At 56.3% G+C, this 15,849-nt stretch carries 17 protein-coding genes; 14 read left to right on the forward strand and 3 right to left on the reverse strand.

Annotation, left to right across the window (positions count from 1 at the left end; genetic code table 11):
• Positions 1–32: 32 nt before the first annotated feature.
• From ACJY2G_RS12280 to ACJY2G_RS12300, 5 genes are all read left to right on the forward strand, one after another.
• On the forward strand, positions 33–1,094 hold the full coding sequence (locus tag ACJY2G_RS12280) for a putative FMN-dependent luciferase-like monooxygenase (protein ID WP_439291776.1): 1,062 nt from the start codon (positions 33–35) through the stop codon (positions 1,092–1,094).
• Entirely contained in the window at positions 1,091–2,200 is a 1,110-nt protein-coding gene (locus ACJY2G_RS12285) for an alkylhydroperoxidase domain protein (RefSeq protein WP_439291777.1), read from the forward strand. Before ACJY2G_RS12280 ends, ACJY2G_RS12285 begins: the two co-directional genes overlap by 4 nt.
• Positions 2,193–3,053 (forward strand): VOC family protein, encoded by an 861-nt coding sequence (locus ACJY2G_RS12290; protein ID WP_439291778.1) that lies wholly within the window; start codon positions 2,193–2,195, stop codon positions 3,051–3,053. Before ACJY2G_RS12285 ends, ACJY2G_RS12290 begins: the two co-directional genes overlap by 8 nt.
• A gap of 322 nt (positions 3,054–3,375) precedes the next feature.
• Positions 3,376–4,857, forward strand: coding sequence for a sugar ABC transporter ATP-binding protein (locus ACJY2G_RS12295; RefSeq protein ID WP_439291821.1), 1,482 nt, complete (start codon positions 3,376–3,378; stop codon positions 4,855–4,857).
• Between the two features lie 8 nt (positions 4,858–4,865).
• Positions 4,866–5,864 (forward strand): ABC transporter permease, encoded by a 999-nt coding sequence (locus tag ACJY2G_RS12300; RefSeq protein ID WP_439291822.1) that lies wholly within the window; start codon positions 4,866–4,868, stop codon positions 5,862–5,864.
• Positions 5,865–6,458: 594 nt separating this feature from the next.
• Here ACJY2G_RS12300 and ACJY2G_RS12305 read toward each other — a convergent pair.
• Entirely contained in the window at positions 6,459–6,998 is a 540-nt protein-coding gene (locus tag ACJY2G_RS12305) for a GNAT family N-acetyltransferase (RefSeq protein ID WP_439291779.1), read from the reverse strand.
• A 24-nt stretch (positions 6,999–7,022) separates the two neighbouring features.
• A complete protein-coding gene (locus ACJY2G_RS12310) occupies positions 7,023–7,592 on the reverse strand; it encodes a helix-turn-helix domain-containing protein (protein ID WP_112287470.1) in 570 nt (189 codons plus the stop codon).
• Between the two features lie 180 nt (positions 7,593–7,772).
• On the opposite strand from ACJY2G_RS12310, the gene ACJY2G_RS12315 reads away from it, so the two are divergent.
• From ACJY2G_RS12315 to ACJY2G_RS12355, 9 genes are read left to right on the forward strand one after another with little or no spacing between them, the layout of a single operon-like run.
• Positions 7,773–8,624, forward strand: coding sequence for a MerR family transcriptional regulator (locus ACJY2G_RS12315; protein WP_439291780.1), 852 nt, complete (start codon positions 7,773–7,775; stop codon positions 8,622–8,624).
• Positions 8,624–9,076 carry a nuclear transport factor 2 family protein gene (locus tag ACJY2G_RS12320; protein WP_439291781.1) on the forward strand — a complete coding sequence of 151 codons (453 nt, stop codon included), beginning with the start codon at positions 8,624–8,626 and terminating at the stop codon, positions 9,074–9,076. Before ACJY2G_RS12315 ends, ACJY2G_RS12320 begins: the two co-directional genes overlap by 1 nt.
• Complete coding sequence (locus tag ACJY2G_RS12325; RefSeq protein ID WP_430319018.1) at positions 9,076–9,792, forward strand: SDR family NAD(P)-dependent oxidoreductase; 717 nt, start codon at positions 9,076–9,078, stop codon at positions 9,790–9,792. Before ACJY2G_RS12320 ends, ACJY2G_RS12325 begins: the two co-directional genes overlap by 1 nt.
• 1 nt (position 9,793) lies before the next feature.
• Positions 9,794–11,152 (forward strand): NAD(P)/FAD-dependent oxidoreductase, encoded by a 1,359-nt coding sequence (locus ACJY2G_RS12330; protein ID WP_439291782.1) that lies wholly within the window; start codon positions 9,794–9,796, stop codon positions 11,150–11,152.
• Entirely contained in the window at positions 11,149–11,865 is a 717-nt protein-coding gene (locus ACJY2G_RS12335; RefSeq protein ID WP_112287465.1) for a DUF1365 domain-containing protein, read from the forward strand. The genes ACJY2G_RS12330 and ACJY2G_RS12335 overlap by 4 nt, the downstream gene beginning before the upstream one ends.
• 2 nt (positions 11,866–11,867) lie before the next feature.
• On the forward strand, positions 11,868–13,100 hold the full coding sequence (locus tag ACJY2G_RS12340; RefSeq protein WP_439291783.1) for a class I SAM-dependent methyltransferase: 1,233 nt from the start codon (positions 11,868–11,870) through the stop codon (positions 13,098–13,100).
• Positions 13,097–13,597: a DUF2878 domain-containing protein gene (locus ACJY2G_RS12345; RefSeq protein WP_120160520.1), complete on the forward strand. Its 501-nt coding sequence runs from the start codon at positions 13,097–13,099 to the stop codon at positions 13,595–13,597. Before ACJY2G_RS12340 ends, ACJY2G_RS12345 begins: the two co-directional genes overlap by 4 nt.
• The gene (locus tag ACJY2G_RS12350) at positions 13,597–14,121 is read left to right on the forward strand and encodes a hypothetical protein (RefSeq protein ID WP_439291784.1); all 525 of its coding nucleotides are present in this window, start codon (positions 13,597–13,599) and stop codon (positions 14,119–14,121) included. The genes ACJY2G_RS12345 and ACJY2G_RS12350 overlap by 1 nt, the downstream gene beginning before the upstream one ends.
• Positions 14,122–14,143: 22 nt before the next feature.
• A complete protein-coding gene (locus tag ACJY2G_RS12355; protein ID WP_439291785.1) occupies positions 14,144–14,680 on the forward strand; it encodes a DUF3833 domain-containing protein in 537 nt (178 codons plus the stop codon).
• Between the two features lie 41 nt (positions 14,681–14,721).
• Here ACJY2G_RS12355 and yedA read toward each other — a convergent pair whose 3' ends face one another.
• A complete protein-coding gene (gene yedA / locus ACJY2G_RS12360; RefSeq protein ID WP_439291786.1) occupies positions 14,722–15,639 on the reverse strand; it encodes a drug/metabolite exporter YedA in 918 nt (305 codons plus the stop codon).
• Positions 15,640–15,849: the final 210 nt, after the last annotated feature.

A 15,849-nucleotide genomic window follows, 5' to 3' on the forward strand; every position in this document is an offset into this window, starting at 1 on the left:
TGAAAGCCCGTACAGAAAAAAAGAGGGACATTATGAGTAGTAAACGTCTTGGATTCTTCACCCGCCTGCTGGACAACACCAGCGCGCAGGAACGTTACCGGCTGGCGACCGAGCAAATTATTCACGCCGAACAGTTAGGCTTTGATTCCGCGTGGGTCGCGCAGCACCATTTTCACGAGGCCGAAGGCGGCCTGCCTGCGCCGCTGGTTTTCCTCGCACAAGTGGCAGCGCATACCCGCTTTATCCGTCTCGGCACCGGCGTGATCACGCTGCCGATGGAAAACGCATTGCGCGTTGCCGAAGACACCGCCGTGCTGGATTTACTCTCCGGCGGACGGCTTGAAATCGGTTTAGGCTCGGGCGGTACGCCGACGTCATTCCCGCCGTTCGGGCTGGAAAGTCAGGATCGCGGCAAGGCCTTTGGCAGCAATCTGCAAACCCTGCTCACCGCCTGGCGCGGCGAACCGCTGGCAGGCACCGATAACCGTTTATATCCGGCGGCACCACAACTGGCGAACCGTATCTGGCAGGCGACGTTCTCGGTGGACGGCGGCGCACGTGCCGGTAAATCCGGCGACGGCCTGATGCTTTCGCGCACTCAGCCGCGTCCGCAAGATGCGCCAGATTTACGTCTCGATGAACTGCAAAACCCGATTATCGATGCCTATCTGGATGCACTGCCGGAAGGCGTGACGCCGCGCATCATGGGATCGCGTACCGCATTCGTCACTGAAAACGGCGATGAAGCTCGTGAACTGGCGCAAAAAGGCTTACGCCGTCAGGCCGAAAACCACCGCGCCAGCGGGCAGATTGTGAAAGGCGATACGCTGGACGATTACATCCGCGCTTTCGACGTGCATCTCGGCACGGCGGCACAGGTCAGCGCGACGTTGCAGGCCGATACCGCCCTGGCACGTGTCACCGATCTGGCGTTTCAGGTGCATTCCATCGATCCGCCGCACCCTTACATTTTACGTTCCATCGAACTGATTGCCCGTCACGTTGCGCCCGCGCTCGGCTGGGTTCGCCGCACGCCGCAACGCCGTGTTTCCACCTCCGCTGCCGACTCCTCATTCTCAAGGGAAGCCCTATGACTACCTATTCGACCGACCTGCTGGAAAAGCTGGCTGACATCGCCCCGGACTCGGCGCTGAAACAGGCTCGCGACACGCGTGATGCCGCGACCCGTCACGCACAGGGCAGCTATGACGCGCTGTTTACCGAACAGGATGGCGTGGATTTTTCACTGGCTGAACGCCTGCGGTTAGCGCAAAACGTCGCGCGCTGGCATGGCGATTCGCAACTGACTAACCACTATTCCGAACGTTTGCAGGACTTGCCCGACATCGACGAAACTGCCCGTCTCGACGCTGCGCTGACGCACGGTGAACGCCTGAGTTTCAAACCTGCCAGCGCGACGCCGGCGCATTTGCAGGCACTGAAAAAAGCGGGCTGGTCGGCGGATGCGATTGTCACACTGTCGCAACTGATCGCTTTCGTCAGTTTCCAGAGCCGTGTGCTGCGCAGCTACCGGCTGATTGGCGGCAAGCCGGTAGAGAACGGCAGCAATAAACCGGTCGGTGCCGCATTCTGGCGCACCGAACCGAACACCCACAGTGGCCGCGATGCACCACAGGCCTTTACCCAGGAAGAACTGGGCTGGGAGCCGTGGATACCGGCGAAAAAGCTGGAAGAATTTGATGAAGCCCAGCAGGCGATACTGGCGAAATTCGGTCATACGGATTCCGACTATTTCCGCCTGTTAGGCCGTAATCTGCCGGTGCTCGAACAGCGCACGCTGACCGACAAAGGAATTTTCTACACCTCCGGCGGGCTGCCGCGCAAAGAGCGCGAACTGGCCGCCACCGTCGCCAGCAAAATCAACGGCTGTATTTACTGCGCATCGGTGCATTCGCGCAAAGCCAGCCAGCTTTCCAAACAGACGGAAGATGTCCAGCGCCTGATCGACACCCCGCCGTGTGGCATTCTCAGCAAAGAACAATCCCCGCGCTGGCAGGCCGAAATTGATTTCGCCGCCGCGCTTTCCGCTACCCCACCGGTCGCCACTGAGCAGCACATTGCGGCGCTGCGCGAACAGGGTTTAGACGAACTTGAGATTGTCGATCTGGCGCAGTCTGCGGCGTTCTTCGCCTGGGCAAACCGTCTGATGTTAACCCTGGGAGAACCGTTTAATGACTGAAGCTCAACATCCGCAGCCCGTTCGCCCGCAGCTTGATCACGTGGTGATCAACGTCGCCGAACAACTGAATCAGGCCGAGCAGCAGTTCCGCCGCCTGGGATTCCATCTCACGCCGCGTGGTCATCACTCGCTGGGATCCAGTAATCATCTGGCAATTTTCGGTGAAAACTATCTGGAACTGCTCGGCTATGAGCCGGGCAACGCGCACACCCGCAAAGACCTGTGGCAGGCGCCGCTTGGCCTGACCGGTCTGGTGTGGAAAACGCAGAATTCATCGGCGGTGTACGAACATCTGCAACAGCAAAACATTGCGGGTTCCGCACCGGCAGAATTCTTTCGCCCTGTGGCGCTCAACGATGGCACCTCGCCGAATGCGCGTTTCCGTACCGTACCGCTGGCCGCCAGCCGCGTACCGAATGGCCGCAGTTTCTTCTGTCATCACCTGACGCCGGAACTGGTGTGGCGCAACGAATGGCAAAACCACCCGAACGCCGTTGCCGATATCACCGGTTTCGTGATTTCTGCGGCACATCCGCAGGACGCCGCAAAGGTCTATGGCGAGTTGTTTGGTGCCGCTGCACTGGAGATCAGACCGCAGGAAGTGACCCTGCGCGCGGGTCGCGCCACCGTCCGGTTTGTCACGCCGGAGCAAGCCACCGCTGAATTCGGCATTGTGCCGGAAGGCGAAAACGGCAGCGCACGGATGGTCGGACTGGAATTCGCCACCCGTTCACTGGAGGCCGTACGGAATAGTTTGCGGGTGGGGGAAATTACATTCAGGGATGACGTTGATCTCGTGTCTGTCCGGGCAGCGGACGGGCTAGGGGTCGCGCTTAAATTCAGCGAGGAATGATCTGCTTTTAGCTCCTCCCCCTGCGAAGGGGGAGGCCGGGAGGGGGTTTTAAGTATTAACGCAAATGCCTGCGCGGTGACTTAACCCGCTGATTTGTCTTTAATACCCCACCCCAACCCTCCCCTTCGCAGGGGAGGGAGTCGATCGAGTTTCCGCTGAAGACTTTAGATCTTTTCGCTCTTAGTTATCACTTTTATTTTGTTGCTTAAATTCCCTGATATGTTAAAACTCTGCTACTGCGAGTCTTAGACGGCTAAACGTCTAAATCCCCATCCGTCTATTTAATAAGGCCGAACGCCCAGTGACCACCTCCCTCCTTGAGATGCGCGATATCTCGATTTCATTTGCCGGTTTTCCTGCCCTGCGCCAGGTGGATTTCACGCTGGAAGGCGGTTCCGTCCATGCGTTAGTCGGCGCGAATGGCGCGGGGAAATCGACACTGATGGCGGTGCTTTCCGGCACGCATGAACATTACACCGGGCAGATCACTATCGACGGCAAAACCGCAAATATCCGCCTGCCGCATCATGCCCGCGAGCACGGGATTCATCTGGTGCAGCAGGAAGTGGACGTCGCGCTGGTGCCGACGCTGAACGTTGCCGAAAACATCATGCTCGACCGCCTTTCTGAACCGGGTCATCTGCATCACTGGCCGCAGCTTTACCGTCAGGCACAGTTACTGACCGAACAGCTTGGGCTGAACATCAACCTGCGGGCTCGCATCGAGAGCTGCACGCTGGCGGAAAAACAGCTGATTTTGCTGGCGCGGGCGTTATCGCATAAATGCCGGTTCCTGATCCTCGATGAACCGACCGCCCCGCTCGATCAGGCGGAAAGTGCGCGTCTGTTCGCACTGGTACGCAAGCTGAAAGCCGCCGGAATGGCGATTGTGTTTATCTCTCACCGTATCCATGAACTGCGTGATATCTGCGACCGCATGACGGTGCTGCGCGACGGGCGTCTGGTCAGCGATGACAGCATGGACGGCCTGAGCAACGAGCACATTATCGAGAAAATGATCGGCCATCAGCTCGACGATATCTATCCACCGCGCCGTCCGCCGCACAGCGGTGAAACGCTGCTAAGCATTCGCGGCATGCACGATAAAGACAAACTGCGCGATATCTCTCTGCGCCTGCATCGTGGCGAAATCCTCGGCATTGCCGGGCTGGCGGGTGCCGGAAAAACTGAACTGTGCAAGGCACTGTTTGGCGCGACGCCGAGTCAGGTGGAAAGCGGTGAACTGAATGGCAAACCCTGGAAACCGAAAGAACCGCATCTTTCGGTGGAACAGGGGCTGGCGTTAGTGCCGGAAGAACGGCGCAAGGAAGGGATTTTCATTGATGAAAATATCCCGATGAACCTGAGTGTGACCGCTGACGACACTTTTTCGCGCTGGAGTATTTTCAACGCGCGCCAGTCACTGTCATGGGCAAAAGACATTATCAGCCGCTTAGGCATTCGCGCTTCCGGGCCGATGCAGAAGCTGGCACGGCTTTCCGGCGGCAACCAGCAGAAGGTCGCTATCGGGAAATGGCTGCGCAGTGAGAGTCAGGTGTTGATCTTCGACGAACCGACCAAAGGCGTAGACATCAAAGCCAAAACGGACGTGTTCAGGCTGATCGACGGCCTGGCGCAACAGGGAAAAGGCATTATTTATGCTTCCGGTGAGTTCGCCGAACTGGTCGGTTTATGCGACCGCATTCTGGTGTTGTGGGATGGCCGCATTGTGGCCGAACTCGACGCCGCTAACGTCGACGAAGAAACCTTATTAGTCTATTCAACCGGAGGAACACCCGCGTGAACAAAGCCGTGGTGAGTAAAGAAAGCGTGCCCGCAGCGAGTCAGCCGTGGCGTCATCAGCTGTTCGAGTTTTTGTATAAATGGGGCATGTTGCTGACCGTGGTATTGCTGATCGCCGGTTTTGGTGTGGCATCAGATAACTTCCTCGAGCCGTCGAATATCATCAACATTTTGCGTTCGATTGCCATCGTGACGGTGATTGCTATCGGCGTATCGATTTCACTGGCGGTCGGCGGCTTCGATTTATCCGTCGGGTCAACGGCGTCACTCGCCAATGCGCTGGTGATTTCGATGTTCGTCTGGCACGGTTTCGGCACCACCGAAGCCATCTTAATCACGCTGGCGTTGTGTACGCTGGTCGGCCTGTTCAATGCCTTCCTGATTGTCATCCTGAAGATCCCTGACATGCTCGCCACCCTCGCCAGTTTGTTTGTGATTCAGGGCGCGGCGATGACTTACAGCTTTGGCGGCTCGATCACTGAAAACATGTTATTGCCGAGCGGTGACATGGCCGAAGGCACGGTGCCCGCGGTGTTCAGCCTGCTCGGTCAGGTGCCGGTGATTGTCATCGTGATGGCCGTCGTGACCATTGCGGTACAACTGTTTATGTCGCTGACCAAACATGGCCGCCGCATGTACGCCATCGGTGGTAACCCGCTGGCCGCACGTCTGGCGGGGATCCGCACCGCGCGTTATCGCGTGATTGCCTATGTGATGTCATCCGTTCTGGCCGGTGCTGGGGGTATTTTGCTGGCGTCACGTATCGGGTCTTCGCAGGTGAATGCCGGAGGCGGTTACCTGATGGACGCCGTTGCCGCCGCCTACATCGGCTTCTCGCTGGCAGGTTCCGGTAAACCGAATGCGCTGGGAACCCTGCTGGGCGCAGTTATTTTAGGCGTGCTGTCGAACGGCCTGGTGATGTTGTCGGTGCCGTATTACGCGATGGATATCATCAAAGGGCTGGTGCTGGCGGTGGCGCTGGCGCTGACGTACATTCAGAAGAGATAGCAGAGGCCGCTGCTATATTTCGGCTTTTTTAAGGTCAACACCGTGGGTTGCCACCCACACCCACAAAACCTTGGGTTGCCACCCAAACTGGCCTCAAGGTCGTGGGCTCGCCGCCCACACTGGCCCAAAGGGTTTTAAACGAAACCCTTTGGAATCCTGCGTTTTTTTAACTGCGCGCTATCGCTAGACACTATGTTTCAGTCACCGCAGCGACAGGCTGGAAATCTTGCCGCTGCGCGGTGCCTTCTCTCGGTCCTGAAGCCTGAGGTCTTCAGGCCGCTCCGTTCAGCAAGATTTCTGAATCGCCCGCACGATCTTAAATTCAAAGGCACAAAGATTTCATCTTTTAGATAGATGGAATGGCGTGCTCAAAATCCAGCTGAACGGAGCGACTTCGAGACCATAGGCTCGAAGACCGAGAGAAGGCAGTGCGAAGCACCTGGATTTGCGCCACTCGCTAATGCCCCAGAACATGTCCGTCGTGCCCGCGATAGCGCGCAGTGAAAGAGCCCGGGGGGTCTTGGGGGGTGGCGGCGATAGGCCGCCCCCCAAGTCGGTGTGGGCCGACGCCCACGGTTTTGACTTTAAAACATTTCACATCAGCACTTTATACATCACGCTCGTCGATTCCAGCATCCCTTCCGTCGACATCGCATAATGCGGGATCGTCCCGCTCAGGGTGAAACCGAGATTTTTATACAATGTCTGCGCCGGACTGCCCGTCACCGTATCCAGTACCAGCAGGGTTTTACCTTCTTCGCGTGCCAGCGCTTCGACTGCCGTCATCAGCTTACGGGCGAGCCCTTTACGGCGGCCGTCGGGGTGAACCATCAGTTTCACCACGTCACCGCGATGGATGCCGTTGGCGGGCTGATCGACCACCAGCTGCACAGTACCGGCAATTTTCCCTGCCACCCGCGCCACCAGCAGACGCTTTTCACCACGCTCAAAAGCTGGCAAAAGCTTTTGCCAGAAGGCCTGCGCCTGCACAAAACCAAAAGGCAAAATGAATCCGATACTTGCGCCGAGTGCGACGGATTGCATCAGCGTCTCCGCCAGCGCATCCAGATCCGCAGGCGTCAGCACGCCGCCCTGCACTTCGCTGATCACCACTTCTTCATTGCTGCTTTGCATGGGAATAACCCTTTTCATCAGAGGTTAAGGACGTGAAATAACGATGGCGTAACGGGCATCCTGCGGGCCGGGTACGTGAAAAGATGTTGTGCCGTGAAGATGAAAACGCAGACAGTCGCCCGCTTCCAGCCGGTAACAGCGGCCATCGAGGGTGAATTCCAGTACACCTTCCAGCATCCAGATGTGCTGTTCGAGGCCGTCCACCGGCGGGGAATCATACGAAATGGTCGCGCCTGATTTCAGCAAACCGGAAATCAGCTCAGCACGAAAACCGGGGGCGGGCGCGGAGACCGAACGACGCTCAAAACCGGTTTCGCGATCATGCCAGACAGGTTGCTGCGCGCGGCGTATAAGCTCCGGCGGGTTATCTTCCAGCGCCATCAGCAGGCGTGAAGTCGTCAGCCCGTAAGCCGCGCTCAGTTTGCCCAGCAAAGATGCCGTCGGGCTGGTTTCTGCCCGCTCGACTCGCGAAAGTGTGGCACGGCTGATACCGGTCAGTTGCGCCAGTTGTTCAAGTGACCAGCCCTGCCCGATACGTAATTCTGCCAGACGCTCAGCGAGACGCAGATCCTGACTTTCCTGCCCTTCTTCCATTTTCTTACCCTGCCGTTAAATCTCAATATCGGGAAAATATCTCTGATATGAGAACATTGCAAGTTAAAATAATGTAGGGGAAAAGTATTAGGCAAGTTGTACAAAAATAATAAAGTTGTACAGCTTTGCAATCTGGCGCTAGAGTTAGCATTGGTTAGTGCGAATATTATGGAATTCATTATGTCTCTTTACAGCATCGGCGAAGTTGCCCGAATTTGTGGTATCAACCCGGTCACTCTGCGTGCCTGGCAACGCCGTTACGGCTTGCTAAAACCGCAGCGCACCGAAGGCGGCCATCGTCTGTTTAATGATGATGACCTTGATACCATCCGCACTATTTTGGGCTGGATTAATCGCGGGATCCCGGTCGGCCAGGTGAAATCTCTGCTCGAAGGCAAAGTTGATGCACTGCCGGGCGGCTGGTCGCAGTCAGAACATAGTTTGCTGACCGCATTACAGGATGGCCGCAGCAATAAAGTCCGTCAGTTGATGACGGAACTCGGTCGCGAATATCCGGCGGCGTCGTTTGTGAATAACGTGCTCAGACCATTGCGCTCGCGCCTCAGTGCAGGGGATCCGCGCCTGCTGATGTTACGCAGCCAGCTTGACGGTCTGATCATCGAACACGCGGTGATGTGTATGGGTGCCGCCCGTAAACGTCCCGGCAATCCGGCGACGCTGGTTGGCTGGGGACATCTGGACAGCATCGAGCTGTGGCTTGAAGCCATTGTGCGCTGCGAGGAAGGGATGCAGATCGACATCATGCCGGTCCCGCTCGATGACCCGCATCTTGAAAATCTCAGTGGTTCGCAAATCCTGTTATGGGCTGAAGGCAAACTGACGCAAATTCAGCGCCAGCGCCTGCTGAACTGGGTTGAACAGGGGCTGTCGATACTTCTTCTGGGCAGTGCTTCCCTGCTGCTTGGCTCACAAGACAGCGAAGACGAAAACGATAATGTCGAAAGTCTTCACGGTGAAGGCATCCCTCCGGTTCTGCAGATAGTGCCAGTGCGTAATGGAAGGAAAAAATAATGATCAAACATTTTCCTGAACCCGCGATACCCGCTGATGTTCTGATCCGGCTTTGCAAATTTTACAGCCATCTGGATGTGAGCCAGCTACCGCAGCTTTCGCGTATTTATCATCCGCATGTGGTGTTCATTGATCCGGTGTCGCATTACGACGGCGTGGATGCGCTCGAACGCTATTTCGCACAGTTGCTCAAAAAAGTGAATTACTGCCGCTTTGACATTCAGCCTCCGCTGACCAGTGGCGCTGAAGCGTCGCTGTTCTGGCGGATGGAGTTTTCGCATCCGGCACTGAAAAAAGGTCAGGCTATGTTTCTTAATGGCGCCAGCCATCTGCGCCTGTCAGATAACCGGATTGCTTATCAGCGCGATTATTACGATCTCGGTGCGATGTTGTATGAGCATGTTCCGGTGCTCGGCGGCGCTGTCCGCGCGGTTAAAGCAAGGTTGAAATAATGCGCCGCGTCCTGATCACCGGTGCCAGTTCGGGTATCGGAAAACAGCTGGCTCAGGACTATGCCGCAGAAGGCTGGGAAGTCATCGCCTGCGGACGTGACGCTGAAAAACTCATTGCGGTCGCCGCCGCCAGTCCGCTGATTATCCCGCTACGTTTTGATATCACCGATTTAACAGAAACCCGTCAGGCGTTGCAGGACGTGCAGGCCGATCTGGTGATCCTTTGCGCCGGCACCTGCGAATATCTTGATGACGGCGTGGTTGAGGCTGAAAAAGTCGTCCGCGTGATGAACACCAATTTCATCGGCCCGGTGAATTGTCTCGATGCCCTGCTGCCGCGCCTGGCTCCCGGCAGCCGCGTGGCGCTGGTCGGCTCCGTGGCCTGGCTTTTGCCTTTTTCACGCAGCGAAGCTTACGGTGCCTCGAAAGCCGCGCTGGCCTTTTTCGCCCGTTCTCTGGCGGTGGATCTGGCCAAACGTCAGATCCACATTTCCCTGATCCAGCCGGGATTTGTCGAAACGCCGCTGACAGCACGCAATGATTTTCCGATGCCGATGATGGTGACGGTGGTGCAGGCATCAAAACATATCCGTAAAAAACTGGCGCACGGCGCCAGCGAAATTGCCTTCCCTCCTCTCTTTGCCCGTTTGCTGAAAACTACCGCGCTGCTGCCGGTCGGTCTGCAAAAATGGTTATGCCGGAAAATGGTGAAATAAAATGACGACTAAAGTGGCTATCGTTGGCAGCGGGATTTCAGGGCTGAGTTGTGCCTGGTTACTGGCAAAGAACCAGCCGGACTGCGAAATTACCGTCTTTGAGGCATCGGCAACGTTAGGGGGCCACACCGCCACGCAGGATGTGATTTCAGACGGCCAGGAATACGCCATCGATACCGGTTTTATTGTCTATAACACCCGCACGTATCCGCATTTTATCGCCCTGCTCAAAGAGCTGGGCATCGAAGGTCAGCCGACGGAAATGAGTTTTTCTGTGCGTAATCCGCTCAGCAAACTCGAATATAACGGGCATTCGCTCAACAGCCTGTTTGCCCAGCGTCGCAACCTTTTCAGGCCGCGGTTCTGGCAGTTCATTTTCGAAATATTGCGCTTTAACAAATTGTGTAAGGCACGCCTGCTCAATCCGCATAATGACGAAGACACACTGGCCGATTTGCTGGATCAAAACGGATTTTCGCCGTTCTTCGCCCTGCACTATGTGCTGCCGATGGGCGCGGCAATCTGGTCCTCTTCTCTCGGCGATATGGCGAATTTCCCGCTGTCGATGTTTCTGCGCTTTTTCAATAACCACGGGCTGCTGGATGTCACTAACCGTCCGCAGTGGATGGTGGTGCCGGGCGGTTCGCGGGAATATATCCGCCGGATGCAGGAGAAACTCCCCGCCAGCGTAAAACTGCTGACCAGTACACCGGTCACTGGCGTTGTCCGCATATCTGGCGGCGTGACGCTGTATTCAGCACAGGGTGAAGAACAGTTTGATCAGGTAGTTTTTGCCTGCCATTCCGATCAGGCGCTGAGCATTCTGGGTGAGAACGCAACGGACGCAGAAAAAAGCATTCTCGGCGCGCTGCCTTATCAGGCCAATGACGTCATTTTGCATACCGACACGCATCTGCTGCCGCGCGAGAAACGCGCCTGGGCGAGCTGGAATTATCAGTTGCCCAATACGCTCCATCCGGCGGGGCGCGGCGATTTTCGCGACAGCAATCCGGCGCACAGCCGCCGTGCCAGCGTGACCTATAACATGAATATTTTGCAGGGACTGAACGCGCCGCAGACGTTTTGTGTTTCCCTCAATCCGCTGACGCCGATTGATGAGAGCAAGGTGTTGTTCCGCGCCACCTATATGCATCCGGTTCTGAATCTCGCCAGCCACCACGCGCAGCAGGAGCGTTACCGGATCAACGGCCACCACAACACCTGGTTTTGCGGCGCTTACTGGTACAACGGTTTTCATGAAGACGGTGTTAACAGCGCACGCGACGTGGCGGAACAACTGAGCCTGCGGTTATTCAGTGCACAGGCAGAACCTGCGCCGGAAAAACGGGAGGCGTCATGAACAGCCAGCTGTATGTTGGCACGGTGCGCCATCGCCGGTTTACGCCAGTTGAGCACCGTTTTGACTATGACATTTTCATGCCGCTGATTGATCTCGATGAACTGGACGCGTTACCGGCTCTGGGTATCCGGCTGGAAAAATTTTCTCCTGCCAGTTTTCGCCGTAAAGATTATCTCGGCGGTGGCGATATCAAAACCAAAGCCCAGGCGAGAATTGCCGAACTGACCGGCGAACGCCCCGAAGGACGCGTGATGCTGCTCTGTCAGCTGTGTTATTTCGGCTGCTATTTCAATCCGGTCAACTTCTACTACCTTTATGATCAAAGTGGGATTTTGCGCTGGATGCTGGCCGAAGTGCGTAATACGCCCTGGAATGAACGCCACACCTACGCGGTGCTCCCTGACGGTTCGCAGCCTGTGCCGAAAGCCTTTCATGTGTCGCCCTTCAATCCGATGGACATGGTCTATCACTGGCGCCTGACACCTCCTGGAAAACAGTTACACATCACTATCGAAAATCACCGCAAAGAACGGGAATTCGATGCTGCCCTTTCTCTGACCGCCCGCCCGCTGACACGCGAGGCGCTGCGTCAGCAATTGTGGCGGCTGCCCCTGATGACCGCAAAGACCGCGCTGACCATTTACTGGCAGGCGCTGAAACTGTGGCTGAAACGGGCCCCCATTTATTCTCATCCTCCCGTTGATAAGGACTGACCATGAGCCAACCTGAAGTGCAGCTCGCCCGCGAAGGGGCGAACAACAGGCGCAGCAAGGCCGCACGCGCATTGATTCTGAGCGTGCTCAGGCAGCTGAAAGGAGCCGGTCTGACCCTGCGGGAGCCGGGCCAAGACGCCATTTTCTTTGGTGATCACACAGCGCCTTTGCAGGGTGAAATCGAAGTTCATCGTCTGCGCGCTTATCGCCGGGTTTTACTGGGCGGCAGCATTGCGGCGGGTGAAAGCTTTATTGATGGCGACTGGACCACACCAAACCTGACGACGGTGTTACAGCTGCTGGCAGAGAACCTGAAACTGGTGGACAAGCTCGAAGCACGCCTGAGCTGGCTCAGCACGCCCGCCAATAACCTGATCCACTTTTTCCGTCGCAACAGCCCTTCTCAGGCACGAAAAAATATCTCCGCGCATTACGATTTGGGCAACGATTTTTATCAGGGCTTTCTCGATGAGAAAATGCTCTATTCCTCCGCCTGGTATCAGGAACCGCAAATGACGCTGGAACAGGCGCAGGAAGCCAAAATGCGCCGTCTTTGCGAACAGCTGCAACTGCATGCGGGAGATCATCTGCTTGAAATCGGTACCGGCTGGGGCGCGATGGCAGAATTTGCCGCGCGTGAGTACGGCTGTCAGGTGACAACCACTACCATTTCCCGCGAGCAATACCGCTTTGCCTGCGAGCGTATTGAAAAAGCCGGGCTGAGCGACCGCGTGACGGTGTTGTGTGAAGACTACCGCTCGTTGCGCGGCCAGTTCGACAAACTGGTGTCGATTGAAATGATCGAAGCGGTCGGAAAGCGTTATCTCTCCACCTTTTTCAAACGCTGTAATGCCCTGCTTAAACCACAGGGACGTATGGCTATCCAGGCGATCACCATTGCCGATCAACGTTACGCGTCTTACAGCCGCAAAGTTGATTTCATCCAGCGTTATGTGTTTCCCGGCGGCTTTCTGCCGTCCATCACCGCCATGAATGACACCATGACGCGCTGCACCAGTCTGGTGGTGCGTGATTTATTTGATATCGGTTCCGATTACGCCCGCACCCTGCATGAATGGCGCGAGCGTGTGCAGCGTTACTGGAATACGCAAACCGGTGACGGGCAGGACGAGCATTTCCGCCGCCTGTGGCTGTTTTATCTGTGCTATTGCGAGGCCGGTTTCCGCGCCCGCACCATCAGCACCGTACAACTGACCGCCGAGCGACGCGGATGATGTCCCTGCGCTTCTGGTTGCTGGCAGCAGGCTTCGACGTCTGGTGGACGCTGGCAGTCTGGGGGCGCGACCGTTTTATTATTTTTCTGCTGATCAGCAGTTTTCTGATGCTGGCGTTCACCCCGTCGCGCCGCCGTTTGTGGGTCGCGGTGGCCTGTACGCTGGGCATTATGATGGATTCGCTGTGGTGCATTCTGGGTCTGTTTGAGTTTACTGATTCTGCCGCCGTGCCAGCATGGATGATGGCGCTGTGGCTGGGTTTCAGCGCCTGGTGGCTGTGGCTGCTGGGGGTTTTACGCCTGAAAGTGTACTGGTTAATTCCGCTCGGTGCCGTCAGCGGCCCGCTGGCTTATTTTATCGGCATGCACCTGGGTGCGATGCAACTTCAGGCCACACCGTTGTACGTCTGGCTGGCGCTGGCCGCGGGCTGGGCACTGTTTTTACCGCTGATCAGCCTGCCGGTTTTGCTTAACCAACATTCCCTGCGGAGAAGCTGATGAAAGCACTTTTAACCGCCGCGCTGCTGATGTTCTCCTCCCCGCTTTTCGCCGCTGTGCCGTGGGAACAGTGGAAACCTGTCGGGCACGCCACGCTCAGCTGGGGGCCGTTTGAGGTTTACAACTCGCAGTTGCTGACCCCTGACGGCACATATCAGCCCCAAAAATGGCCACTGGCGTTAGACATTGATTATCTGCGCAGTATTGATCGCGAGGAACTGACCAAAGCCACAGAAGAACAGTGGCAGGCACTCGGATTGCTGGCACAGGCGCAAAAAAATGGCTGGCTGGACGCCGTCGAAAATACCTGGCCGGACGTCAGTAATGGCAGTGAAATCGTTTTTGTCGCCACAGAAAACGGCGGACAGTTTTACAGCCGTGCGGCCAACAGCGTGATGATAAATCCGGCGGGCAACGCATTCACACCGGCTTTTCGTGATGCGTTCCTGGCCATCTGGCTCTCCCCTGAAACGCAATATCCGGATTTACGCAGCAAACTGACCGGTGCTACCGCATCGGATTGACATCCCTCTGACCGGAGGCTTTATGACTGTTTTTCGCCAAGGTTTTTTTGCGTTACTGATGGGCTGCATTCTGGTCCTCAGCGGCTGTAAAGCCAACATCGAGGATTACGCCCAGGCTCAGCCGAAGCTGGATATTTTTACCTGGTTCGCCGGTGACAGCGTGGCGTACGGCATGGTGCAGGATCACAGCAATAAACAGACGCGACGTTTTACCGTGAAAATTCGTGGTGACGTGGCGGGCGATACGCTGACGCTGCATGAAGATTTTGTGTATGACGACGGCGAGAAGCAAACCCGCGTCTGGCACATCCGCAAACTCGCTGACGGCAGCTATACCGGGACGGCGGGCGATATTATCGGTACCGCCACCGGTCATTCCGCCGGTAACGCGTTTAACTGGAAATACGTCATGGATGTGAAATCAGGCGGCAGCACCTACCGCCTGACCTTCGATGACTGGATTTATCAGCAGGATGAACAGCACCTGTTCAACGTCACCTCACTGACAAAATTCGGCGTGGAAGTGGCGCGGGTGTCGATCTTCTTTGAGAAAAAATAGGTAAGTTCGATCTGCTTCCTCCCCTGCGAAGGGGAGGACGGTTAAACCTTCACTTCCTTAATCACCGATTTTTTTCGCCCGAACACAAATTTCCCCAGCGTCACCAGCAGGACTGCGCAAAGGATCACGCCTAACGCTACCCATTCGACCGGTGACAGGGATTCGCCGGCAAAGGTGATCCCCAGCAGAACCGCCACAATGGGATTCACATAGGCATAGCTGGTGGCGACGGCGGGACGCACGGTTTTCAGTAAGAACATATAGGCGCTGATAGCGATCATAGAGCCAAAAACCACCAGATAACCGAGCGCCAGAAAACCGTGCAGCGATGGCGTCGCGGTCAGATGTTCGCCGGTTACGCGGCTGGCAACCAGCAACACCACACCGGCGATGATCATTTCCGCTGCTCCGGCCATCAGGCCTGCTGGCAGCGGCAGACGCGAACTCCACACCGAACCGAATGCCCAGCTTAATGAGGCGAGCAGGATCAGCGCTGCGCCCCACGGGTTCCCTTCCAGATTACTGCCGGTATTGAGCAGCACAATCCCGAACAGGCCGATGGCGACACCGGTCCATTCCAGACGGCTGTTGGGCATTCCCCACAGGCGGCTGAAACACAGGGTAAACAGCGGAACGGTCGCCACCATCACGGCGGCAATGCCGGACGGCACCTGCATATGTTCCGCCACCGTCACCAGACCATTGCCGACCGAGAGCAGCAAAATGCCCACGGCACCGGCGGCCATCCACTGCTTCAGCGTCGGGACTTTATGTCCGCGCAGCAGCAGAAATGTGAATAAAATGCATCCGGCGACAAAGAAACGCAGACCGGCCATCATCAGCGGCGGCCAGCTTTCCACGCCGATGCGGATAACGAAATACGTAGAACCCCAGATAAAATACAACGCAAACAGTGCAGCAATTAATGGCAGCAGAGAACGGGTGACGGAACCAGTCATAGGAAGAACTTATTAGCGTGATAATGAAGGCCAACAGTTAACGCTATTGGCCTGATTTCCGGCAAGGGAATCTGTGCGATCGCGTGAAAATGTTGCTAAAAAGTTTCTGCATATGACAAAAAATTCGCTGACGGCAACGATAATGTAGTCATAGCATGAATAGTCTGTTGCAGGGGTAACGAAACGATTTATAATTCGTCGTTCAAATTT

It is taken from the genome of Rahnella sp. ATs2, from assembly GCF_051851855.1.
Classification (GTDB): Bacteria; Pseudomonadota; Gammaproteobacteria; order Enterobacterales; family Enterobacteriaceae; genus Rahnella; species Rahnella variigena.

Excerpts from the sequence above, each read along its gene's own strand:
- ACJY2G_RS12280 (WP_439291776.1), top strand. The coding sequence starts at position 33 with ATGAGTAGTAAACGTCTTGGATTCTTCACCCGCCTGCTGGACAACACC.
- ACJY2G_RS12285 (WP_439291777.1), top strand. The coding sequence starts at position 1,091 with ATGACTACCTATTCGACCGACCTGCTGGAAAAGCTGGCTGACATCGCC.
- ACJY2G_RS12290 (WP_439291778.1), top strand. The coding sequence starts at position 2,193 with ATGACTGAAGCTCAACATCCGCAGCCCGTTCGCCCGCAGCTTGATCAC.
- ACJY2G_RS12295 (WP_439291821.1), top strand. The coding sequence starts at position 3,376 with ATGCGCGATATCTCGATTTCATTTGCCGGTTTTCCTGCCCTGCGCCAG.
- ACJY2G_RS12305 (WP_439291779.1), bottom strand. The coding sequence starts at position 6,998 with ATGCAAAGCAGCAATGAAGAAGTGGTGATCAGCGAAGTGCAGGGCGGC.
- ACJY2G_RS12310 (WP_112287470.1), bottom strand. The coding sequence starts at position 7,592 with ATGGAAGAAGGGCAGGAAAGTCAGGATCTGCGTCTCGCTGAGCGTCTG.
- ACJY2G_RS12315 (WP_439291780.1), top strand. The coding sequence starts at position 7,773 with ATGTCTCTTTACAGCATCGGCGAAGTTGCCCGAATTTGTGGTATCAAC.
- ACJY2G_RS12320 (WP_439291781.1), top strand. The coding sequence starts at position 8,624 with ATGATCAAACATTTTCCTGAACCCGCGATACCCGCTGATGTTCTGATC.
- ACJY2G_RS12325 (WP_430319018.1), top strand. The coding sequence starts at position 9,076 with ATGCGCCGCGTCCTGATCACCGGTGCCAGTTCGGGTATCGGAAAACAG.
- ACJY2G_RS12330 (WP_439291782.1), top strand. The coding sequence starts at position 9,794 with ATGACGACTAAAGTGGCTATCGTTGGCAGCGGGATTTCAGGGCTGAGT.
- ACJY2G_RS12335 (WP_112287465.1), top strand. The coding sequence starts at position 11,149 with ATGAACAGCCAGCTGTATGTTGGCACGGTGCGCCATCGCCGGTTTACG.
- ACJY2G_RS12340 (WP_439291783.1), top strand. The coding sequence starts at position 11,868 with ATGAGCCAACCTGAAGTGCAGCTCGCCCGCGAAGGGGCGAACAACAGG.
- ACJY2G_RS12345 (WP_120160520.1), top strand. The coding sequence starts at position 13,097 with ATGATGTCCCTGCGCTTCTGGTTGCTGGCAGCAGGCTTCGACGTCTGG.
- ACJY2G_RS12350 (WP_439291784.1), top strand. The coding sequence starts at position 13,597 with ATGAAAGCACTTTTAACCGCCGCGCTGCTGATGTTCTCCTCCCCGCTT.
- ACJY2G_RS12355 (WP_439291785.1), top strand. The coding sequence starts at position 14,144 with ATGACTGTTTTTCGCCAAGGTTTTTTTGCGTTACTGATGGGCTGCATT.
- yedA (WP_439291786.1), bottom strand. The coding sequence starts at position 15,639 with ATGACTGGTTCCGTCACCCGTTCTCTGCTGCCATTAATTGCTGCACTG.